This is a genomic window from Arthrobacter rhizosphaerae (assembly GCF_023062595.1).
Classification (GTDB): domain Bacteria; phylum Actinomycetota; class Actinomycetes; order Actinomycetales; family Micrococcaceae; genus Arthrobacter; species Arthrobacter rhizosphaerae.
This window is the reverse complement of record NZ_JALLAN010000018.1, coordinates 1-18,015: the sequence shown is the minus strand read 5'-3', so window position 1 is coordinate 18,015 and position 18,015 is coordinate 1. Positions and strand designations below refer to the sequence as shown.

Sequence of the window (18,015 nt, the reverse complement as noted above, 5' to 3'; positions counted from 1 at the left end):
CGATATCGATTGGAATAAATGCTTCTCGCCCGACTTCCGGCAGTCCACAATTGATGAATTATCGGCGGTCTCACGAAAAACCAGGAGTTACAGATGCACCGCACCGCGCCATCCGCCCTTGCCGCTTCAGGGGCCCTATGCCTCTCCTTCCTGCTGGTCGCCTGTGGAGCGCCAGCTTCCGCCCCCGGAACAGGAACGGCCAGCCCGACCCCCACGGCAACGTCCACCATCTCCGAAAGCCCAACGCCGACGTCGACTTCGTCACCAACCGCCACCGCTTCGGCCACAGGGACGGCCTCAACACCCGCCTCAACACCGTCAGCCGGTCGGACCAGCTACACAACCACAGACGGGGATTTGATGTTTGATTACCCCTCGGCGTGGACCATCAAGGATCCCGCCGGGGAAACTCCTGCCAGCGGTGGCGTCTTCGTGGAAATCACGAACGCCAACGGAAAGCCGCTGGCCACCCTCCGTACTCACATGGCCGTCGGTTCGACGTGTACTGAGAGGCAGCCCTACGCACTGTTGGATTCCGAACCCCTGCCTGCCCTGGCACAGTCGGGTCAGACCCCTCGTTTCATCTTTGAATCCCGGATGGACGCCACCCAGACGGACCCGATGAAGATGAATGTGCTCGCCTACGGGATCACCTCAGGGCCGGAACCGACAGGCCCCGACGCTTGCCCGATTTTCCAGTTCTTCACCTGGCCTCCAAACGCTGCCATGTTCTCAGGCGTCTACAATCCCTTCGACACCACCCCGGGCAATGAGCCGCATGTGGACACTCCGCAGGGCTACATGGAAACCCAGGAGTACAAGGACATCAAGAAGATGATCACCTCGCTGCGGCCAGCCGGTTAGGTTCGCGCAGCAGGTCGGTGCGGTCAAGAGAAGGAGCCTCTGCCCGGGAATGGATCCGGGACAGGGGCTCTTTCTATGGCCCGAGAGCGGCGGTTACATTGGAGGCATGGGCGAGACTTCCGGACAGGACTCCGCAAAGAATGTACGGCTGACGGCGCGTGTTGAAGGTATGGTGCAGGCCGTCGGCTTCCGGTATTGGACCCAGCGTAAGGCTGACGAACTTGCGCTCACCGGGACCGTGAGGAACGACGCCGACGGTACTGTCGCCGTCGTCGTCGAAGGTCCCCAGCCGCTCGTGTTGAATTTCAGGAACTGGCTCAGGTCAGGCCATCCGCCGGGACGTGTGGACAACGTCGAGGAGTCTGTGACGCCGGCGACCGGGGAATTCAAGGAATTCTGGATTGTCGACTGACCGATGGCACTTGCGCCTAGACTGACCATGTCTGTTGCGCCTCCGGACCGGGATCCTGCGCAGCGGGAACCGGGAAAGCGCAAACTGCGGAGAGGAAATCGGCGTGGCACTTCAGGACCGGGCTGTGGAAACCCGCAAGGCGATCATTCGGGGTGCGGCCGCGGTTTTTGAAGACGCGGGATACGGGCCTGCCAGCCTTCAAATGGTTGCTGAGACAGCGGAAGTGACCCGCGGCGCCCTCTATTTCCATTTCAAGACCAAGGAACTCCTTGCCTTGGCCGTCATTGACGACCAGCATGCGCGGACCAAAGAGTCAGCTGCCGAGGTCTTTTCCCGCAACCTGGGACCGATCGAAACTATCTGCGCGCTGTGCTCCTGTTTTGCCAGCCTTCTCCAGACTGACCCTGTGGTGCGGGCAGGGATCCGGCTGACTCTGGAGTCATCAACCTTCGGTCAACGCATCAGTAGCCCCTATACCGACTGGATGCAGATCATGGAACAGCTCACGCTTGAGGGCCAGGCCTCCGGGGAGATCTCCGGCAAGGTGGACGCGCGGGCCTTTGGAAGGTATCTCGTGGCCAGCTTCACCGGTGTCCAGATGGTGTCCAATGTGCTGACCGCCCGCCAGGACCTGACAGAACGCGTTGATGAACTGTTGGCTTTTGTCCGGCTCACACTATCGCCATCGCCCTCAGGGCAGCACGGCTTCTCTACCCTGGAAGAACTCACACCCCTCGCTTGAGCAGGTGGTTCTCCTCTACAGCCTGGCGGGAGAGGGTCTTGTAGCCCTCCTGCTCGAACAGGACTGTAATCACGTCATCCTCGTGCCGCATCACCAGGCCTGGACCCCATTCCTTATGAACCACACTGGATTGCAGCGGGAAAGGTTCGCCTGCACCGTTGCTTGTAGTGTCATCAACGTCGTACGCCGACCCGTCTGTGCAGCTATCACAATTGCCGCAGGGCTCGGGGAGGTCCTCGCCGAAGTAGCCGAGCAGGAACTGACGCCGGCAGCCATCAGTTTCGGCATAACCGCGGATCATCTGGATCCGTGAAGTGTCCACGCGCTGCCGTGCTTCGGCGAGTTCGACGGCGCGCTCCACCACCGTGGAAAGTTCGGCTTTCGCTTTGAGCTTTGCGCCCTTCTTGCCGCTCTTCACGGAGCCCGTCTCTTGAAGCTGGTTCAGCAAGCCCGTAACGCGCCGGGCGCCGAATCCTGTTGATTCCGCCAGTGCTTTCGCAGTGGCGAAACCGTCGGCGGCGCGGAGAGCCTCAAGGACAGCCAGCAGGGATTCCCCATCCGGAGTGTGAGTACCGAAAAACTTGCGCAGGCCCAGGTCCTCGGCACGATAGTGCAGGACCGCCACGGCTGGCCCACCGTCCCGCCCCGCCCTCCCGATCTCCTGGTAGTAACTGTCCAACGACTCGGGGATGTCTGCATGGATGACGAAACGGACGTCGGGCTTGTCGATTCCCATACCAAAAGCGGTGGTGGCCGCCACAACGTCGAGGGCGCCATCCATAAAGTCGTCATGGATGCGCTCACGATCGGCTGCCGGACGGCCAGCGTGATATGCCTCTGCGCGGACCCCGAGTTGGGCAAGGGTGGCGGCATACTTCTCTGTGTCCTTGCGTTTGGCCGCGTACATGAGCCCGGGGCCCTGCAGGCTGGCTACGAGTTCTGCGGCCTGCTCTGTGGCGGTGTTTCGCTTCTGTTTGTCTTCATGATGCCGGACCACCTCGAGGCGGATGTTGGCGCGGTCGAAACCATGCACCAGGACCAGTGGATCCTTCATCCGGAGGCGCTGCTGGATGTCGTCGCGGACCGGGGGAGAGGCAGTGGCAGTGAGTGCCACGACCGGCGGGTTGCCCAATTGCGCCCGCACTTCCCCCAGCCGCAGATAGTCCGGGCGGAAATCGTGACCCCAGGAGGAGACACAATGGGCCTCGTCCACCACGAACAGCGACGGGCTCAGTGCGGCGAGCCGTTCCATGGTCTCGGTTTTAGCGAGTTGCTCCGGTGCGAGGAAGAGGAACGCGGCGTCGCCGCCTTCCACTGATTCCCAGGCCTCCTGGATCTCAGAGTCACTGTGCGAGGAGTTGACCACAACCGCGGCGCCGGGTCCCAGTACTTCGAGCAGGCCGTCCACCTGGTCCTCCTGCAGCGCAATCAGAGGTGAAACCACGACGGCGGGGCGTTGCGTTTCACTGTGCAGGTGCAGGGCTGCTACCTGGTAGATGGCTGATTTTCCGTAACCGGTGGGCATGACGGCCAGGACATCGCGGCCGGCTACGAGCGCCCGCATGCCGCTAAGTTGGCCGTGCTTGAGCGTTTCCCAACCGAAGCATGCTGCGGCCGTTTCGCTCAGTTCGGTGTCGGCTGGCTGGTGCGTCATCGTGGCTGCCCCCTGGCGGAACGATCCTCGGCCAGGTTGCTTTAGCCGTGAGATACAGCGTAGCGGGAGCGGAGGTGCGGGCAAAGCCCGGGCCTGTGCACTATTCCATTCAGGGAGAAAACGCCGCAGCGTGTTATTGGGCGAACGATCAGCGCATGCATGCCATAAGACCTCCATAGAACAGCCTTGCCACGGCTAGGCTGGGGACAAACCAAAATGGCCTGAGTAAACCTCAGAAAGAACCAGGGAGTTGCGATGTCAGGGATTACCATCCGGCACAACCCGGAGTGCGAACGATTCGAAGTGCTCGACGACGGCAAGGTTATCGGCAGAGCCGCCTACAGGACCTACGGCACAGATCCCAGCCAGCGCATTTTCTATCACACAGTCATCAACGAGGAGTACGGCGGCCAGGGCCTGGCGAAGAAGCTGGCTGCACAGGCTCTGGATCAGACTGTTCAGGAGGGCCTGACGATTGTCCCGGTCTGCCCGTACATCAAGAAATTCCTGACCAAACACCCGGAGTACGATGACAGCCGGGTCCCTGTCACGGCGGCCCACTTGGATTTCCTCGACGCTGCCCTGGTACAGGGCGCGAGGTCCTGACGGCTGGGTTTCCTGGAGTGCGCTCCCCGGAAAAGTCCGGGTGGGACGCAAATCACTCGTAATAGAGTCGTGGTGCCTCCACGCAGTGGACCAGACTGTTGCCGTGAGCAACACTCCCCGGACAGGACTCGCCGTCACCGGCCTCAGCCTCGGCACTGCGCTGAACCCGCTGAACTCGTCCATGATCGCCGTCGCCCTGGTGGTGCTGCGCGCGGACTTCGGGCTCGACGTCGCTTCGGTCACCTGGGTGATCACCGTCTTCTACCTCACTTCCGCCGCCGGGCAGCCGGTGATGGGGAGGTTGGCGGACAGGTTCGGGCCGAGGAGGCTTTACCTGTTCGGCATGGCCCTGGTGGCTGTGACTTGTGCGCTCGCCCCGTTTTCACCGAACTTCCTGCTGGTCTGCGTGGCGCGCGCCTTCATGGCCCTCGGGACAGCGACGGCCTATCCGAGCGCCGTCGTGATGGTGGGGTCGATTGCCCGTCTGGCGAAGGTTGAGTCAACCCGGCCGCTGGGCCGAATCCAGATGTCCAACACCTCCGCAGCGGCAGTGGGGCCGGTGATCGGCGGCGTGCTGGTGAGCCTGTTGGGATGGCAGGCGTTGTTCCTGATCAACGTCCCGTTGTCCCTCGCGGCCCTGTTTCTGGTCTGGAAATTCGCACCCCCGGACACCGAGCGGGAGCACGGCAAAGTGTCCGAGCTGCTGCGCGACTCCGATATTCCTGGAATCCTCGCTTTTGTAGGCTCCCTCATGCTGGTGATGATGTCCCTGCTGAACGTGCTTCCGGACTTCCGCTGGTGGCTGCTGGCCGGCGGAACGCTGCTGGCCGTGCTGTTTGTCTGGCGTGAGCTGAGGTTTGCCCCGCCGTTCCTGGACCTGCGGCTGCTGGGCCGGAACCGCCCGCTCCTGCTGGTCTACGTGGGCTTCGCCCTCTTCAACGGCCTCTACTACTTCGCCTTCTTCGGATTGCCTCAACTGCTGGAGGAAGCAGGCGGCTACGATCCCGGAATTGTGGGCCTGCTGATGCTGCCGCTGGCTGCTATGTCCGTAGTCTCGACGCCGTTCGCTGTCCGCGCGATCGAGCGGTTCCGCGTGCGGCGGGTGCTGATCGCCGGCGTCGTACTCCTGACCCTCGCGTCCGGCGCGATGTGGCTGCTGACCGGGTCCCTCGCCGTCCCATTGGTGCTGGTACTCACCGCGCTTTTGGGCGTTCCGTACGGGATGGTGAGCATTTCCTCGAGCCAGGGGATGTTTGTGTCCACCAGGCCGCAGGAGAGGGGAGTGGCGGCGGGGATTTACCAGACCTCACGGTACCTTGGCGCGATCACCGCCACTGTGCTTATCGGCCTCCTCTATGGCGGCGGAGTCACCCAGGCCAATTGGGGTTCGATGGTGCTGGTGATGCTGGGGCTCGGCGCGGTGGCGTTCCTGGTGGCACTGCTGTGGCGGGAGCCGACGGACTAGACTTGAGCTGATTGACTGCCGTTCTGTAATCCAAGAGGTGGGCAGCGTGACGGACAAGAACCCGCGGGTGGAAGAGGTCGACGAGAAAGACGTCGAGGTGAAGGACCACCCGAAGAAGTGGGCGGCAGGCATCCCTGGTGTCTACCACTCGATGAAGCCCGCGATCGAGCACATGGGGCTCGAACGGTCGCGGAAGACGCTGCTGGCGCTGAACCAGAAAGACGGCTTCGACTGTATGAGCTGCGCGTGGCCGGATCCGGACCACCGCAAAACGTTCGAGTTCTGCGAAAACGGAGCCAAGGCGGTCACCTGGGAGGCCACCCCCGTGGTGATCGGTTCGGAGTTCTGGGCCGAGCACAGCGTGAGTGAACTTCGAGGGCAGACCGAGTACTGGCTCGGGATGCAGGGACGCCTCACCGAACCTGTGTATAAACCTGCGGGGGAGGACCACTACCGCCCGGTCAGCTGGGACGAGGCCTTCACCATCATCGCCGACAAGCTGAAAGGCCTGGACAGCCCGGATAAAGCTGCGTTCTACACCAGCGGCCGGACGTCGAATGAGGCGGCCTTCCTGTACCAGCTGTTCGTCCGCGCCTATGGCACCAACAACCTCCCTGACTGCTCCAACATGTGCCACGAGTCCTCGGGGTGGGCCATGGGCCAGACCATCGGCATCGGCAAAGCCAGCATCACCTATGCGGACTTCGCCAAGGCGGACCTGATCATTGTGATGGGCCAAAACCCGGGCACCAACCATCCGCGCATGCTGACGGCCTTGGAGGAAGCAAAGGAAGCCGGAGCGCAGATCGTCGCCATCAATCCCCTGCCTGAAGCCGGCCTCATGCGGTACAAGAACCCCCAGAAGGTGAAGGGCATCATCGGGCGGGGCACGGAGCTCGCGGACCAGTTCGTGCAGATCCGCATCGGCGGGGATATGGCGTTGCTGCAGGCGGTCTCCAAGCGGGTGCTCGACGCCGAAGCAAAGAATCCCGGAACCGTTCTGGATCATGATTTCCTCCAGAAGCACTGTCAGGGGCTGGAAGAGCTGAAAGAACACCTCGCCACGCTGGATGAAAACGTGGTCCTCCAGGCCACCGGCCTGCGCAGCGAAGAGATCGATGAACTGGCCGGGCGCTACCTGAAGGCCGACAAAGTCATCATCACCTGGGCCATGGGTTTGACGCAGCAGAAAAAGGCGGTCGCCACCATCAAGGAGATCATCAACCTCCTGCTGCTGCGCGGAAACATCGGCAAGCCAGGCGCCGGAGCCTCCCCGATCCGCGGTCACAGCAATGTCCAGGGCGACCGGACCATGGGCGTCTGGGAGCAGATGCCGCCCGCCTTCCTGGACGCTTTGGGCGAAGAATTCAGCTTCGAGCCACCGCGCGAGCACGGCGTGGATTCCGTCGAAACCATCCGGCGGATGCGCGACGGCGGGATCAAGGTTTTCGTTGCGGTCGGCGGCAACCTGGTGGCTGCTATCTCGGACACGAACGCCGCTGAAGCGGCCATGGAAAACACCGAAATGACGGTTCAGGTCTCCACCAAACTCAACCGCTCCCACACAGTCACCGGAAAGGAAGCGCTGATCCTGCCTACCCTGGGACGCACCGAGATTGACCTTCAGGAGTCTGGCGAGCAGTTCGTGTCCGTGGAGGACACTGTGTGCGCGATCCACGCCTCCTACGGCAAAGTTGATCCGGTTGCGCCTCAATTGCTGTCCGAGGTGGCCATCATCAGCAGGCTCGCCGCGAAGGTAGTAGGTGACCGGATCCGGGCTGACTGGGCTGGGTACGAACGAAACTACGACCTTATCCGTGACCACATTTCCCACGTGGTGGTGGGCTTCGATGACTACAACACGCGGATCCGCCAGCGCGATGGTTTCCTCCTGCCGCACGGCCCCAGAGATTCGCGGACGTTCAACACCCCAACGGGCAAGGCCATGATCACGGTCAACGAACTGGAGTATCTGGAGCGGCCGGACAAGACCCTGATCCTGCAAAGCATGCGCTCGCACGACCAGTTCAACACCACCATCTACGGGCACAACGACCGCTACCGGGGAATCAAGAAAGGCCGGCACGTTGTGTTTGTGAGCCCGGAGGATCTTGCCGAGCTTGGCCTGAGCGACGGGCAGTATGTGGACGTCCACGGTATCTATGCCGACGGCGTGGAGCGGGTGCTGCGGAACTTCCGGCTGGTCTCTTATCCCACCGCCCGCGGGTGTGCGGCAGCCTACTATCCCGAAGCCAATGTGCTGGTTCCGCTGGAGAGCGTTGCCGAGGGAAGCCACACGCCGGTGTCCAAGGGCGTCCTTGTCCGGCTGGAGCCTGCCGCAGAACTGGCCGCGGAGCCTTCTGCGGCAGGTTAGTGAACCTGATCCGACTTCAGGCCGGTCAGTCCACCGGGGAGACTCGGATGAGGTTGCCGTCCGGATCGGTGATCACGAACGTGCGGCCGAAGACGTCGTCGTGCGGCTCTTCCGCGACCTGCACCCCCTTGGCTACCCAGCGCCCGTACAGGGCGTCTACTGCGGACGCCGAGCCAGGAATCATGAGCCCAACCTCGAACGTGCGCGGGGTGCTAGGAATCGCATGCTCATTCCGGCCGGTCCACAGCGCGAACAGGATGCCGGGCGCCACCTCGAACGCCACATAGCGGGGACTGCTGAAGTTCGGCTCGATCTCGAACAGGTCGCTGTAGAAGGCGGTGGCAGCCTCAGCGTCGCTGACGTAGATCAAGAACAGATTGGGTGCGGGCATTGGCGAACTCCTAGAGTTGATGGCTTCTCAGTACCACTTCAGAACATCGGCAAATCACGCCAGAACCTGTCACCTATTCTGAGAGGATGAGGTGATATGAAAGCCTCCAGGCTGCTGAACCTTCTGCTCCTACTACAAACGCGTCAGCGCATCACCACGAGCGAGCTCGCGGAGCGCCTCGAGGTGTCCCGGCGCACCGTCTTGCGCGACGTCGAGTCGCTCTCAGCGGCGGGAGTGCCGGTCTATGCCGAACGCGGCCGCAATGGCGGGATCGTCCTGCTCCCTGGCGCACGGCTCAATGCCTCCCACCTGGAACCCGGCGAGTTGGAAGCCCTGTCCGTTACCGGGCTGGACAGCAGCCAGCTCGACCGCCTGGGGTTGTCCGCAGCGCACCAGATGGCCAGACACAAGATCGCCGCCCGCCAAGCCTCGGCCCCCGGCACTTCCCCGGACTTCCCGCAGCTTGCGGATTTGATTGCAGTCGACAACACCCCGTGGATGGTGAGCAACCTGACACCGGGCGTGAACATTGCCGAGCTCGCACTCGACCTGCGCAGCCGACGCCAGCTGCAAATCGAATATCGACGCAGTGCAGAGAGCAGGTCAACGATACGAGTCGTCGACCCCTACGGGCTCGCAACCAAGTCTGACCGCTGGTACCTCGTCGCCGACGATCATGGAGCAGGTCGGCTCTTCGCCCTCGATCGGATTGAGGCATATGAGTGCCTTGGAGAGCCTGCCAAGACCCGGGCCGGGCAGACGCTCAGTACTGTCTGGACCGAGCTGAAAAAGCGCATCGAAGCGTCAAGCCAAGTGATCATCACAGTCCGCCTCCGCGAGAACAGACTGGACCTCGCACTACGCATCCTCGGCGCCCGCATCGACGACGTCGCTACCGGAGAATCCGGCTGGTGCCTCGTCAGACTTCGCTATCCTGATCTCGAGTCAGTGCGCCAACTCCTTCAATTCGCAGACCACATCGAAGTACTCACCCCGGACAAAGCGCGCGAACGCGTTCAACAACTTGCCGCCGACCTCGCGGAGAGGCACTCATCACCGAGGCGATGACCGCAAGCCACCGCAAGCCGCCCAAAGGCGTAGCGCGAGCAGCGGCCGCAGCTGTTGACGAACGGACGGGTCGCACCCCATAGTGTTTTCCCATGCTGATTGTTCGTGAGGGAACCGCTGACGATAACCCCCGCCTTGCCAGGCTAAGGACAATCTGGGCCGCCGAGCAGGAGCCCTCTGATATCGAAGATCCGGACTTCGAAAAGGAGTTCCTTCAATGGGCGAAGGCGAACCCCCGGCAGGTCCTGGTGGCTGAACAGGACGGGGAGCTGATCGGGATGCTCAACGTCATGGTCTTCCATCGGATGCCCAAGCCAGGGAAGGCGGAGTCGTGCTGGGTCTACTTCGGAAACGTCTATGTCCTGCCGCGGCACCGAAACATGGGCATCGGAAAGCAGTTGGTGCAAGCAGCCATTGAATTCTCCCGGAGCATCGGAGCGGTTCGAATTGTCCTATCGCCCTCCTCAGAGTCCCGCCGCATCTATGAGCGGTTGGGCTTCAAACCAGCCGAGGAACTGAGCCTTATGGAGTTTTAGGAGCAGCGCGCTCACCCCGGGCCCTTGGCCGCGCTGTAGCTAAGAACTGACGGCCTCTATTGGGCGGTGTCCGCCCAGCCCTTACTGGCCGGGCCGCCGTCGGCTCCGTGATCACACAGTTGGAAGGCGACGTCGGCTGCCTTGCGGATAGCGGCTCCCGACGACGCCTTGGAACGTGCGCTTCCCGTACCGGCTTCGAGCCCGGCCGCGTAGCCGACCATGAACGTTGTTACCGGCGCGGCCGCGTGGATCACCGAGCCGGCGGATTTCCTGGCCAGGTCAAGAAGCAGTCCCTGGTCAATTTCCAGATCCAGGAGTTGCAGTGCCTGGGCAAGTCGCTGGCTCCACTCATCCAGGATCTGCAGTTCGTCGTCGGCGGCGGCCATCGTTCCTCCTTGCTAGCGGTATGGACCGAAACATGTGCTGGTCCGGTGCCCAAGACACTACAAGGCTTCGCGGGGTAAGTCACCGGACAGCGTCGACGAGCCGGGCAGTATTCTGCGCGTAACAATCGCCGCCATTACCCCGTCACGAGGGCAACTTTGCTGCCTTTCTATTGCCTAAAGCTCCGTGGCGCTCTAAAGTTCCAACTTGTGAGCGCTCACAACGCTCTATCCGCCAACAGCGCCAGCTTGTTCCCCAAATGCCCTGGGCGGGAGTCAAACACAGAGGAGTGTTCATGACAACGAGCGGTACCTGGCTACGGGTTGCTTCCACCATTGCTACTTTCTGCATTGCATCAACCCTGGTGATCGTGCCGGCGCAACCTGCGCTCGCCGTCGCCCCTGAGGATGCAGCTGCCGTCCAAGCAGCAGCCAGCGCTCTCGCTGTAACAAACATCAACGACGTGCGAGGAAACCTGACGCTGCCGTCGGCCGGCGCGGAGGGAACCTCGATCGCGTGGGCCTCAGAGGACAGCGCGGTGGTTGACCCGACTGGCGTGGTGCACCGCCCCGCCACCGGCCAGGCAACCGACGAAGTCGCCTTGACCGCCACCATCACCAGGAACGACGCGTCCGCCACGAAGACGTTCAACGCCGTGGTTCCGGCCCTCCCGGAGACACCGAAATTCGAGGCGTACATGTTCCCGTACTTCACCGGCGACTCCATCGCCGGTGAGAAGATCTACTTCGGCGCCAGCAACGGCAACGACGCCCGCAACTGGCTGACGCTCAACGGCGGCCAGCCGGTTAAGTCCTCCACGATGGGCACCAAGGGCCTGCGCGACCCGTTCATCGTCCGCTCCCCGGAGGGCGACAAGTTCTACATGATCGCCACCGACCTCTCGATCGGCAGCGGGACCACGTGGGATGCTTCCCAGCGCCAGGGCAGCCAGTACATCGAAATCTGGGAGTCCACGGACCTCGTGAACTGGTCGGATCAGCGCCATGTGAAGGTTTCCCCGGACAACGCCGGCAACACTTGGGCGCCCGAGGCCTACTACGACGTCAGCCTCGGCGAGTACGTCGTTTTCTGGGCCTCGAAGCTCTACACCACGGCGGACCACAGCGAGGGCCAGCCGAACCAGATGCTGTACGCCACCACCCGGGACTTCGTGACGTTCAGCCCGGCCAAGGTCTGGCAGAACACGGGCAAGTCCAGGATCGACAGCACGGTGATTGCGGAGAACGGCACCTACTACCGCTTCACCAAGGACGAGGCCCAGGCGAGCGGCTGCCTGGACATCATGCAGGAGCACTCCACCAGCCTCACTGCCGTGACCACAGTTACCTCCGCCACCTCTGACACCTGGAAGCTCGACGCCACCTGCATCGGCAAGAACGCCGGCACCGCCGCCGTCGAGGGCCCCACTGTTTTCAAGGCGAACGACGGCGACGTCAACGGCCCCGGCTACTACCTGTTCGTTGACGAATTCGGCGGCCGCAAGTACATCCCGCTGTTCTCCCAGAGCCTGCAGAACGCCAGCTGGGCGGTCCCGACCGGATACTCCCTGCCGTCCCCGGCCCCGCGCCACGGAACCATCATGCCGATCACGGCTGCCGAGCAGAAGGCCCTCATGGGTGCCTACCTGCCGAAGGCGACGTCCGTCGCCGAGGTGAAGACAACCGCCGTCGTCGGAACCCCAGCAAAACTGCCCCGCACCGCGACTGTGACTTTCGCCGACAACAGCACCCGGGATCTCGCCGTCACCTGGAATGCTCCGGCACCCGCTGACTACTACACCCGCGAAGGCAACGTCACCGTGACCGGAGCAGTCACCGGAACGGATCTGACGGCCACGGCCATCATCTCCATGATCCCCGCGGGCAGCGACACCCTCCTCCACTACGACTTCTCAAAGGTCACCGGCACCGTGGTGCCGGACTCGTCCCCTTGGGGACGTGACGGTGCGATCAAAGGCACCGGCGCCACCGTCGCGGGCAATGTCCTGACCCTGCCAGGCGGCGCTTCCAACAGCACCGCGGCCTACGTACAGCTACCCACCGGAACCTTCGACGGCCAGAACACGCTGACCATTTCTGCCTGGCTCAAGAATGAGACTGCCTCCGGAAACTACGCCGCCATGTTCTTCGGGGGAGCGAACAACCCGCCGAGCCAGTACTGGCTGCTGAATCCGCGCAACTCCCAGGGCCGGTTCAAGTCCGTGATCACCAACGGGAACAGCACATCCGCGCCGTGGGGGACCGAGGCCGGGATCTCTCCGACCAACGCCGCGCAGGGCATCGCCGGTCCTCTGACCGACAATTCCTGGGGCCTCTACACCACCGTCATTGAACCCAACCAGATCACCGGGTACTTCAACGGCACCAAAATCGGCACCGTTGCCACCACGCGCAAGGTGAGTGACTTCGGCACGAGCCTGGTCTCCTACATCGGCCGGTCGTCCTACCCTGACCCGTTCTACAAGGGCGGCGTGAAGGACGTTATGGTGCACAGCACCGCGAAGACTCCGGAACAGATAAAGGACTATTACTTGAGCACCGTGGACCAGGCGGTCGTTGACGCCGCCCTCCAGGCAGATGCTGACGCCATCAACCTGGGTCCCACCCAGGTGACCGGTAACCTCACCCTCCCCACGAGTGGCGCCAAGGGCTCGGCCATCAGCTGGGTATCTTCGGATCCCGCAATCATCTCCGTCACGGGCCAGGTCACCCGGCCCGCCGACGCCGATGCTGCGGTCACGCTCACGGCAACCCTCACGCTCGGCACCAAGTCCGTCACACGCCAATACCAGCTGACGGTTGTTGCCCAGAACCCCTCGACCGGCGAGGAGGTGGCCCCGGCCGCCCCTGCTGCACCGTTGCTGACAGTGGACGGGCCCTCGGCGCTGACCGCTTCCTGGGTAAAGCCGGGCGACGGCGGCTCCCCGATCACCGGTTACAACGTGACCCTTTACCGGTCGGACGGTGCCATCTACCGGACCTCCCGGGTGGATGCTTCCGTCACCTCCACGCGGTTCTCCGAGCTGGAAACCGGGAGCTACCAGGCAACGGTAGTGGCCACGAACGCCGTCGGTGATTCCCCGGCCTCGGCAAAGTCCTCGCCGGAGGTGGTGGGGCAGAAGCTGCTGGCACGCTACGATTTCTCGGCAGTTGCCGGGACCTCTGTTCCGGATGCTTCGGGGAACGGTAAGACGGCGACGATAGTGGGCTCGGGGGCGACGGTTGCGGGTAAGGAACTGACGCTTCCGGGTGGTTCCTCAACAAGCGGTGCGGCGCACGTGAAGCTGCCCACCGGGATGTTTGATGGCCAGAACACGCTGACGGTGTCGACGTGGCTGAAGAACGAGACAGGCTCCGGGAACTACGCGGCGATGTTCTTCGGCTCGCCCGCCTCGCCACCGAGCCAGTACTGGCTGCTGAACCCGCGGAACCAGCAGGGGCTGTTCAAGTCGGTTATCACTGACAGCTTGAACGCTTCGGCGCCGTGGGGCACCGAGGCCGGTATTTCCCCGACGACGGCGTCCATGGGTATTGCAGGTCCGGCTACGGGCACTGACTGGGGCCTGTACACGACGGTCATCAAGCCCGGCTCGATCACGGGCTACTACAACGGGGTCAAGATCGGCACGGTTGCAACCACCCGGAACGTGAGCGACTTCGGCACTGGTTTGGTTGCATACATCGGCAGGTCCACTTATCCGGATAACTTCTACAAGGGCGGGGTGCGGGACGTGTCGGTTTACAGCACGGCGCTTTCTGAGGCTGATGTGGCCAACGCTTTCTACGCGGGGTCGGATCCGGCGGTTGCCAAGGCTGCCCTGGATGCTGATGCTGCTGCGTTGAACCTGGGCCCGGACACCATCGCGGCGGATCTGACACTGCCGCAGGCCGGAACGAAGGGGTCCAAGATCACCTGGGCCAGTTCGGACCCGTCGCACCTGGACGCGAACGGCAAGGTCACCCGGCCCGCCACCGAGGATGTCACGGTCACCCTGACCGCGACGCTTGAACTCGCAGGCCAGACCACCACCCGCACGTTCACCTTCACGGTGGTTGCCAACACCCCGCAGAAGGACCTGAAACTGGTGGCTGACTCCTACAACCCGGCCATCGGCGTAGTGACGGAGGACATCAGTCTCCCGACAACTGTCGGGAACGTGGCCGTCTCTTGGGAATCGTCGAATGCCCAAGTGCTCTCCGGCGCAGGCAAGGTCACCAGGCCGTCCACCGAAGCCACGGTCAGGCTGTCGGCGACGTTCGCCGCCGACAGCCTGATCGAGGTACGCGACTACACCGTGAAGGTGCTGGCAGCGGACGCCGGGCGGATCGGCACATACATTCAGTCGGGGAACACTGCCCGCACGGATGCACTGCACCTTGCTTCCCAGAACGCAGACGGCGGCACGTACACCGGTCTGAACAACGGCCGTGCGGTCCTCTACCCAACCATCGGCGCTGTGAAGTTCGGTTCACCGACGTTGTTCCGGAAGGCTGACGGGTCCTTCGGGCTCGTCGCCACGGTGGACAGCAACTCGTCCTCCATCTACGTCTACGATTCAGCTGACCTGACGGCGTTCACGGGGGAGCGGCTGGCCGCTTTCAACAGCAGGAACCTTGCCGCGAAGTCTGTCGCCGTGAAGTACGACAACAGCATCGCGGCCTACCGCCTGACCTTCGTCGCAACGGGCGACGGCAAGACCTACCAGGTCACCACGAAGGACTTCGCGTCCTTCACCGATCCGGCTGAGGTACCTGCGATGCCCGCGTCCGGTCAGGGTACGTTCCCGGAGGGCGCCCTTGAGTCGTCATCCATCGGGCTCACCAAGGCCGAGCTTGACCGGGTCATCGCCAAGTACAGCCGCCTGGTCAACACCGGTGTAGCTCCGTTCAGTGATGTGAAGCTCGACGGCGGTACGCAGCTTACGCTGCCGACGACGTCGGACGTGCAGTACAACAACGGCTCCACCACCAAGATGGGCGTGCAGTGGAACGCTGCCGATGTTGCCGCCGTCGAATCCCGCAAGCCGGGAACGTACACGGTCAATGGCACGGTGCAGCGGCCCACCTACCCGGAGAAGCTCGTGGCACAGCGGGCCGATCCTGACGTGATCAAGGGCGATGACGGGTACTACTACTTCACCGCTTCCTACCCCATGGTCGGCAGCGGAGACCCGGAGGGCTACGACCGTGTGACCCTCCGCCGGGCCACGACCATCGAAGGGCTGGGCAGCGCACCCGAGGTCACCATCTGGGACGAGAACACCTCGGCACTGAACCGGTACGTCTGGGCGCCCGAACTGCACAAGGTGGGCGACAGCTGGTACGTGTTCTTCACCGCCAGTGTCGACGGCAGCGTGTGGAGCATCCGGCCCGTGGTGCTGAAGCTCGATGGCACTGACCTGATGGACCGCAGCAAGTGGAGTGAACTGGGTCGGATGAAACCGGCAGCCGGTGACACGGAGGCCTTCCGCGGCTTCTCGCTGGACATGACGTACTTCGAGAACGCCGGGAAGCATTATGTGGTCTGGGCCGAAAAGCCCGGTGCCTCGAACCTGCGGATGGCCACCATCGATCCCGCCGATCCTTCGCAGCTGACCAGCAAGTCGATCCTGCTCTCCACGCCCACCATGGCGTGGGAGAAAAACGCGGGCCAGTCGGTGGATGAGGGCCCTGCAGTGATCAAGAAGGACGGGAAGGTGTTCCTCACCTTCTCCGCGGCCACCGTGGACGCGGCCTACTGCATCGGGTTGCTGACGGCTTCTGAGGGCGCCGATCTGATGAACCCGGCGTCGTGGACCAAGAACCCGTATCCCATCCTGACCACCGCGGATGTTCCCGGCCAGGCAGGCCCCGGCCACAACTCCTTCACCGTGGACGAGTACGGAAACCCGGTCATTGTGTTCCACTCGCGGACCATCGGAGAGGTATCCGGCCCGGGCGACCAGGGTGACGGAGGCCTGTTTGATCCAGGGCGGCATGCCAGGGCAGCAACGGTGCACTTCGGTTTTGACGGGCAGCCGGTCCTGAACATGACGGCAGCCGAAGAACTGGCTGATGCGTACAAGAACGTGCAGGTCAAGGTTGTCGTTTCGGATTCTGCAGCGCCGGTACTGACCGTCACGGTGTCTCCTGACGCCCCTGACGGGATGAATGGGTGGTGGAAGTCGATTGTGAACGTCTCGGCAACTGCTACCGATGACAGCGGTGTGGCACCGCGCATCGAGGTCAGCCGCGACGGCGGCGTGACCTGGGACGTGTTCGCGCCGTTGGTGCTGGCTGATGGAAGTCCTTCCTTGAAGCTCCGCGCAGTGGACGCGGCGGGCAACGTGTCCGCCGTCGTGGATCAGGCCTTCAAGATCGACCGCGTGGCTCCGACGGCGTCGGCGGTGGTGGACAGTGCTGCCCGGAAGGTGGCGCTGACTGGCGCTGACGCAGAGCCGGAGTCCGGCGTGGCCGGACTGGAGTATCGGGTTGACGGAGCCGAGGCATGGACGGCCGTGGCAGGTGCCGGTGCCGAAATCACAGTCGGTGCAGGTGCGGCCACCGTTGAGTACCGTGCGGTGGATGCCGCGGGTAACGTGAGCGCAGCGCAGTCCGCACTCGTTCCGGCGGAGGCCGTGGCCAAGGCGACAGTGACACTGGCGGCGGCGGCCCAGCCGTCAGCCGAGGGTTGGTACGCGAACGACGTGACCGTGACCATCACGGCGCCCTCCGGCACCATAGCTGAGTACCGACTCGACGGCGGGGCCTGGGGGTCGGCGGCGCAGCCGTTCACCATCTCCACCAGCGGACTGCACACGGTTGACCACCGGCTGCTGAAGAACAATGCGGTGCTGGACGGTTCTGCCGGCAGTGCTTCGGTGAAGATCGATAAGATCACGCCGACGACGACGGCTCTCACCACGCCTGTCTCCGCTGTCGGAACTCCCCGGAACCCGGTGAATGTGCTCTTCTCGGCGAGGGACACGTTGTCCGGCGTCGCCAGGATCGAGTACAAGGTGAACCAGGGCGCCTGGACCGCCATTGCTGCCGGTGACTCAGTGAAGTTCTCCACAGTTGGCGACTTTGTGGTGAGCTACCGGTCCTTCGACGAGGCAGGCAACGCCGACAAGATCCGCACCGTCACAGTGAGGATCACCGCCGACGTGGCACCGTCCTTGAAGGCCAGCGCCGCCAGTGTTAAACCCGGCGGTACGCTGACGTTCACACTGGCCGGTTTCGACAGGTGGGACAAGGTGGTCCTGAGTAACGGGGCCACCGTCCTGGGCACGGTGTTGACGGACGAGAAGGGCGCGGCGAAGGTCACCCTGACCATCCCCGCGGGCACCCCGGCAGGCGTTGCAACCATCACGGCCAAGGGCTCGGACGGGGATCCGGTGGCCACAGTGAAGGTCACGGTAAAGAAATAGAAACTAAGTGGTCTCCACAAAGCGGGTCAGTCTAGAAGCGGGCTGACCGACACAAAAGGAGGGCCTGCTGCGATTGCAGCAGGCCCGCCG

Annotated in this window: 13 protein-coding genes; 10 read left to right on the top strand and 3 right to left on the bottom strand. The window is 63.2% G+C overall.

All coding sequences use genetic code 11. The annotated features are described in order from the left end of the window. The first annotated feature begins 137 nt into the window (after positions 1-137). The 4 genes from MU551_RS19725 (at position 138) to MU551_RS19710 (ending at position 2,018) form a co-directional block, all read left to right on the top strand. Positions 138-368 carry a hypothetical protein gene (locus tag MU551_RS19725; RefSeq protein WP_247048253.1) on the top strand — a complete coding sequence of 77 codons (231 nt, stop codon included), beginning with the start codon at positions 138-140 and terminating at the stop codon, positions 366-368. After that, on the top strand, positions 361-864 hold the full coding sequence (locus tag MU551_RS19720; RefSeq protein WP_247048252.1) for a hypothetical protein: 504 nt from the start codon (positions 361-363) through the stop codon (positions 862-864). The genes MU551_RS19725 and MU551_RS19720 overlap by 8 nt, the downstream gene beginning before the upstream one ends. Positions 865-970: 106 nt before the next feature. Continuing rightward, positions 971-1,276, top strand: coding sequence for an acylphosphatase (locus tag MU551_RS19715; RefSeq protein ID WP_247048251.1), 306 nt, complete (start codon positions 971-973; stop codon positions 1,274-1,276). Positions 1,277-1,379: 103 nt separating this feature from the next. After that, complete coding sequence (locus tag MU551_RS19710; RefSeq protein ID WP_247048250.1) at positions 1,380-2,018, top strand: ScbR family autoregulator-binding transcription factor; 639 nt, start codon at positions 1,380-1,382, stop codon at positions 2,016-2,018. Here MU551_RS19710 and MU551_RS19705 read toward each other — a convergent pair. Continuing rightward, a complete protein-coding gene (locus tag MU551_RS19705; protein WP_247048249.1) occupies positions 2,002-3,672 on the bottom strand; it encodes a RecQ family ATP-dependent DNA helicase in 1,671 nt (556 codons plus the stop codon). The two genes, MU551_RS19710 and MU551_RS19705, sit on opposite strands and share 17 nt — an antisense overlap. Before the next feature lie 255 nt (positions 3,673-3,927). Here MU551_RS19705 and MU551_RS19700 point away from each other — a divergent pair, with 255 nt between their 5' ends. The 3 genes from MU551_RS19700 to MU551_RS19690 all read left to right on the top strand — a co-directional run bounded on the left by MU551_RS19700 (position 3,928) and on the right by MU551_RS19690 (position 8,117). Beyond that, the gene (locus MU551_RS19700) at positions 3,928-4,278 is read left to right on the top strand and encodes a GNAT family N-acetyltransferase (protein WP_247048248.1); all 351 of its coding nucleotides are present in this window, start codon (positions 3,928-3,930) and stop codon (positions 4,276-4,278) included. A gap of 103 nt (positions 4,279-4,381) precedes the next feature. Continuing rightward, positions 4,382-5,743, top strand: coding sequence for an MFS transporter (locus MU551_RS19695; RefSeq protein WP_247048247.1), 1,362 nt, complete (start codon positions 4,382-4,384; stop codon positions 5,741-5,743). A 46-nt stretch (positions 5,744-5,789) separates the two neighbouring features. Continuing rightward, a complete protein-coding gene (locus tag MU551_RS19690; RefSeq protein ID WP_247048246.1) occupies positions 5,790-8,117 on the top strand; it encodes an FdhF/YdeP family oxidoreductase in 2,328 nt (775 codons plus the stop codon). A gap of 25 nt (positions 8,118-8,142) precedes the next feature. Here the strand turns inward: MU551_RS19690 and MU551_RS19685 are convergent, their stop codons facing one another. Further along, the gene (locus tag MU551_RS19685) at positions 8,143-8,508 is read right to left on the bottom strand and encodes a VOC family protein (protein ID WP_247048245.1); all 366 of its coding nucleotides are present in this window, start codon (positions 8,506-8,508) and stop codon (positions 8,143-8,145) included. Between the two features lie 96 nt (positions 8,509-8,604). Here MU551_RS19685 and MU551_RS19680 point away from each other — a divergent pair, with 96 nt between their 5' ends. Together MU551_RS19680 and MU551_RS19675 are read left to right on the top strand one after the other, a co-directional pair. Then, entirely contained in the window at positions 8,605-9,576 is a 972-nt protein-coding gene (locus tag MU551_RS19680; protein ID WP_247048244.1) for a helix-turn-helix transcriptional regulator, read from the top strand. 92 nt (positions 9,577-9,668) lie between these two features. After that, entirely contained in the window at positions 9,669-10,112 is a 444-nt protein-coding gene (locus MU551_RS19675; protein ID WP_247048243.1) for a GNAT family N-acetyltransferase, read from the top strand. A 56-nt stretch (positions 10,113-10,168) separates the two neighbouring features. Here the strand turns inward: MU551_RS19675 and MU551_RS19670 are convergent, their stop codons facing one another. Then, positions 10,169-10,498 (bottom strand): DUF6457 domain-containing protein, encoded by a 330-nt coding sequence (locus MU551_RS19670; RefSeq protein WP_247048242.1) that lies wholly within the window; start codon positions 10,496-10,498, stop codon positions 10,169-10,171. A 293-nt stretch (positions 10,499-10,791) separates the two neighbouring features. Between MU551_RS19670 and MU551_RS19665 the strand changes: the two genes are divergently transcribed. Continuing rightward, entirely contained in the window at positions 10,792-17,925 is a 7,134-nt protein-coding gene (locus MU551_RS19665) for an immunoglobulin-like domain-containing protein (RefSeq protein WP_247048241.1), read from the top strand. The last annotated feature ends 90 nt before the right edge of the window (positions 17,926-18,015 follow it).

Excerpts from the sequence above, each read along its gene's own strand:
- MU551_RS19680 (WP_247048244.1), top strand. The coding sequence starts at position 8,605 with ATGAAAGCCTCCAGGCTGCTGAACCTTCTGCTCCTACTACAAACGCGT.
- MU551_RS19670 (WP_247048242.1), bottom strand. The coding sequence starts at position 10,498 with ATGGCCGCCGCCGACGACGAACTGCAGATCCTGGATGAGTGGAGCCAG.
- MU551_RS19675 (WP_247048243.1), top strand. The coding sequence starts at position 9,669 with ATGCTGATTGTTCGTGAGGGAACCGCTGACGATAACCCCCGCCTTGCC.
- MU551_RS19700 (WP_247048248.1), top strand. The coding sequence starts at position 3,928 with ATGTCAGGGATTACCATCCGGCACAACCCGGAGTGCGAACGATTCGAA.
- MU551_RS19715 (WP_247048251.1), top strand. The coding sequence starts at position 971 with ATGGGCGAGACTTCCGGACAGGACTCCGCAAAGAATGTACGGCTGACG.
- MU551_RS19705 (WP_247048249.1), bottom strand. The coding sequence starts at position 3,672 with ATGACGCACCAGCCAGCCGACACCGAACTGAGCGAAACGGCCGCAGCA.
- MU551_RS19665 (WP_247048241.1), top strand. The coding sequence starts at position 10,792 with ATGACAACGAGCGGTACCTGGCTACGGGTTGCTTCCACCATTGCTACT.
- MU551_RS19725 (WP_247048253.1), top strand. The coding sequence starts at position 138 with ATGCCTCTCCTTCCTGCTGGTCGCCTGTGGAGCGCCAGCTTCCGCCCC.
- MU551_RS19685 (WP_247048245.1), bottom strand. The coding sequence starts at position 8,508 with ATGCCCGCACCCAATCTGTTCTTGATCTACGTCAGCGACGCTGAGGCT.
- MU551_RS19720 (WP_247048252.1), top strand. The coding sequence starts at position 361 with ATGTTTGATTACCCCTCGGCGTGGACCATCAAGGATCCCGCCGGGGAA.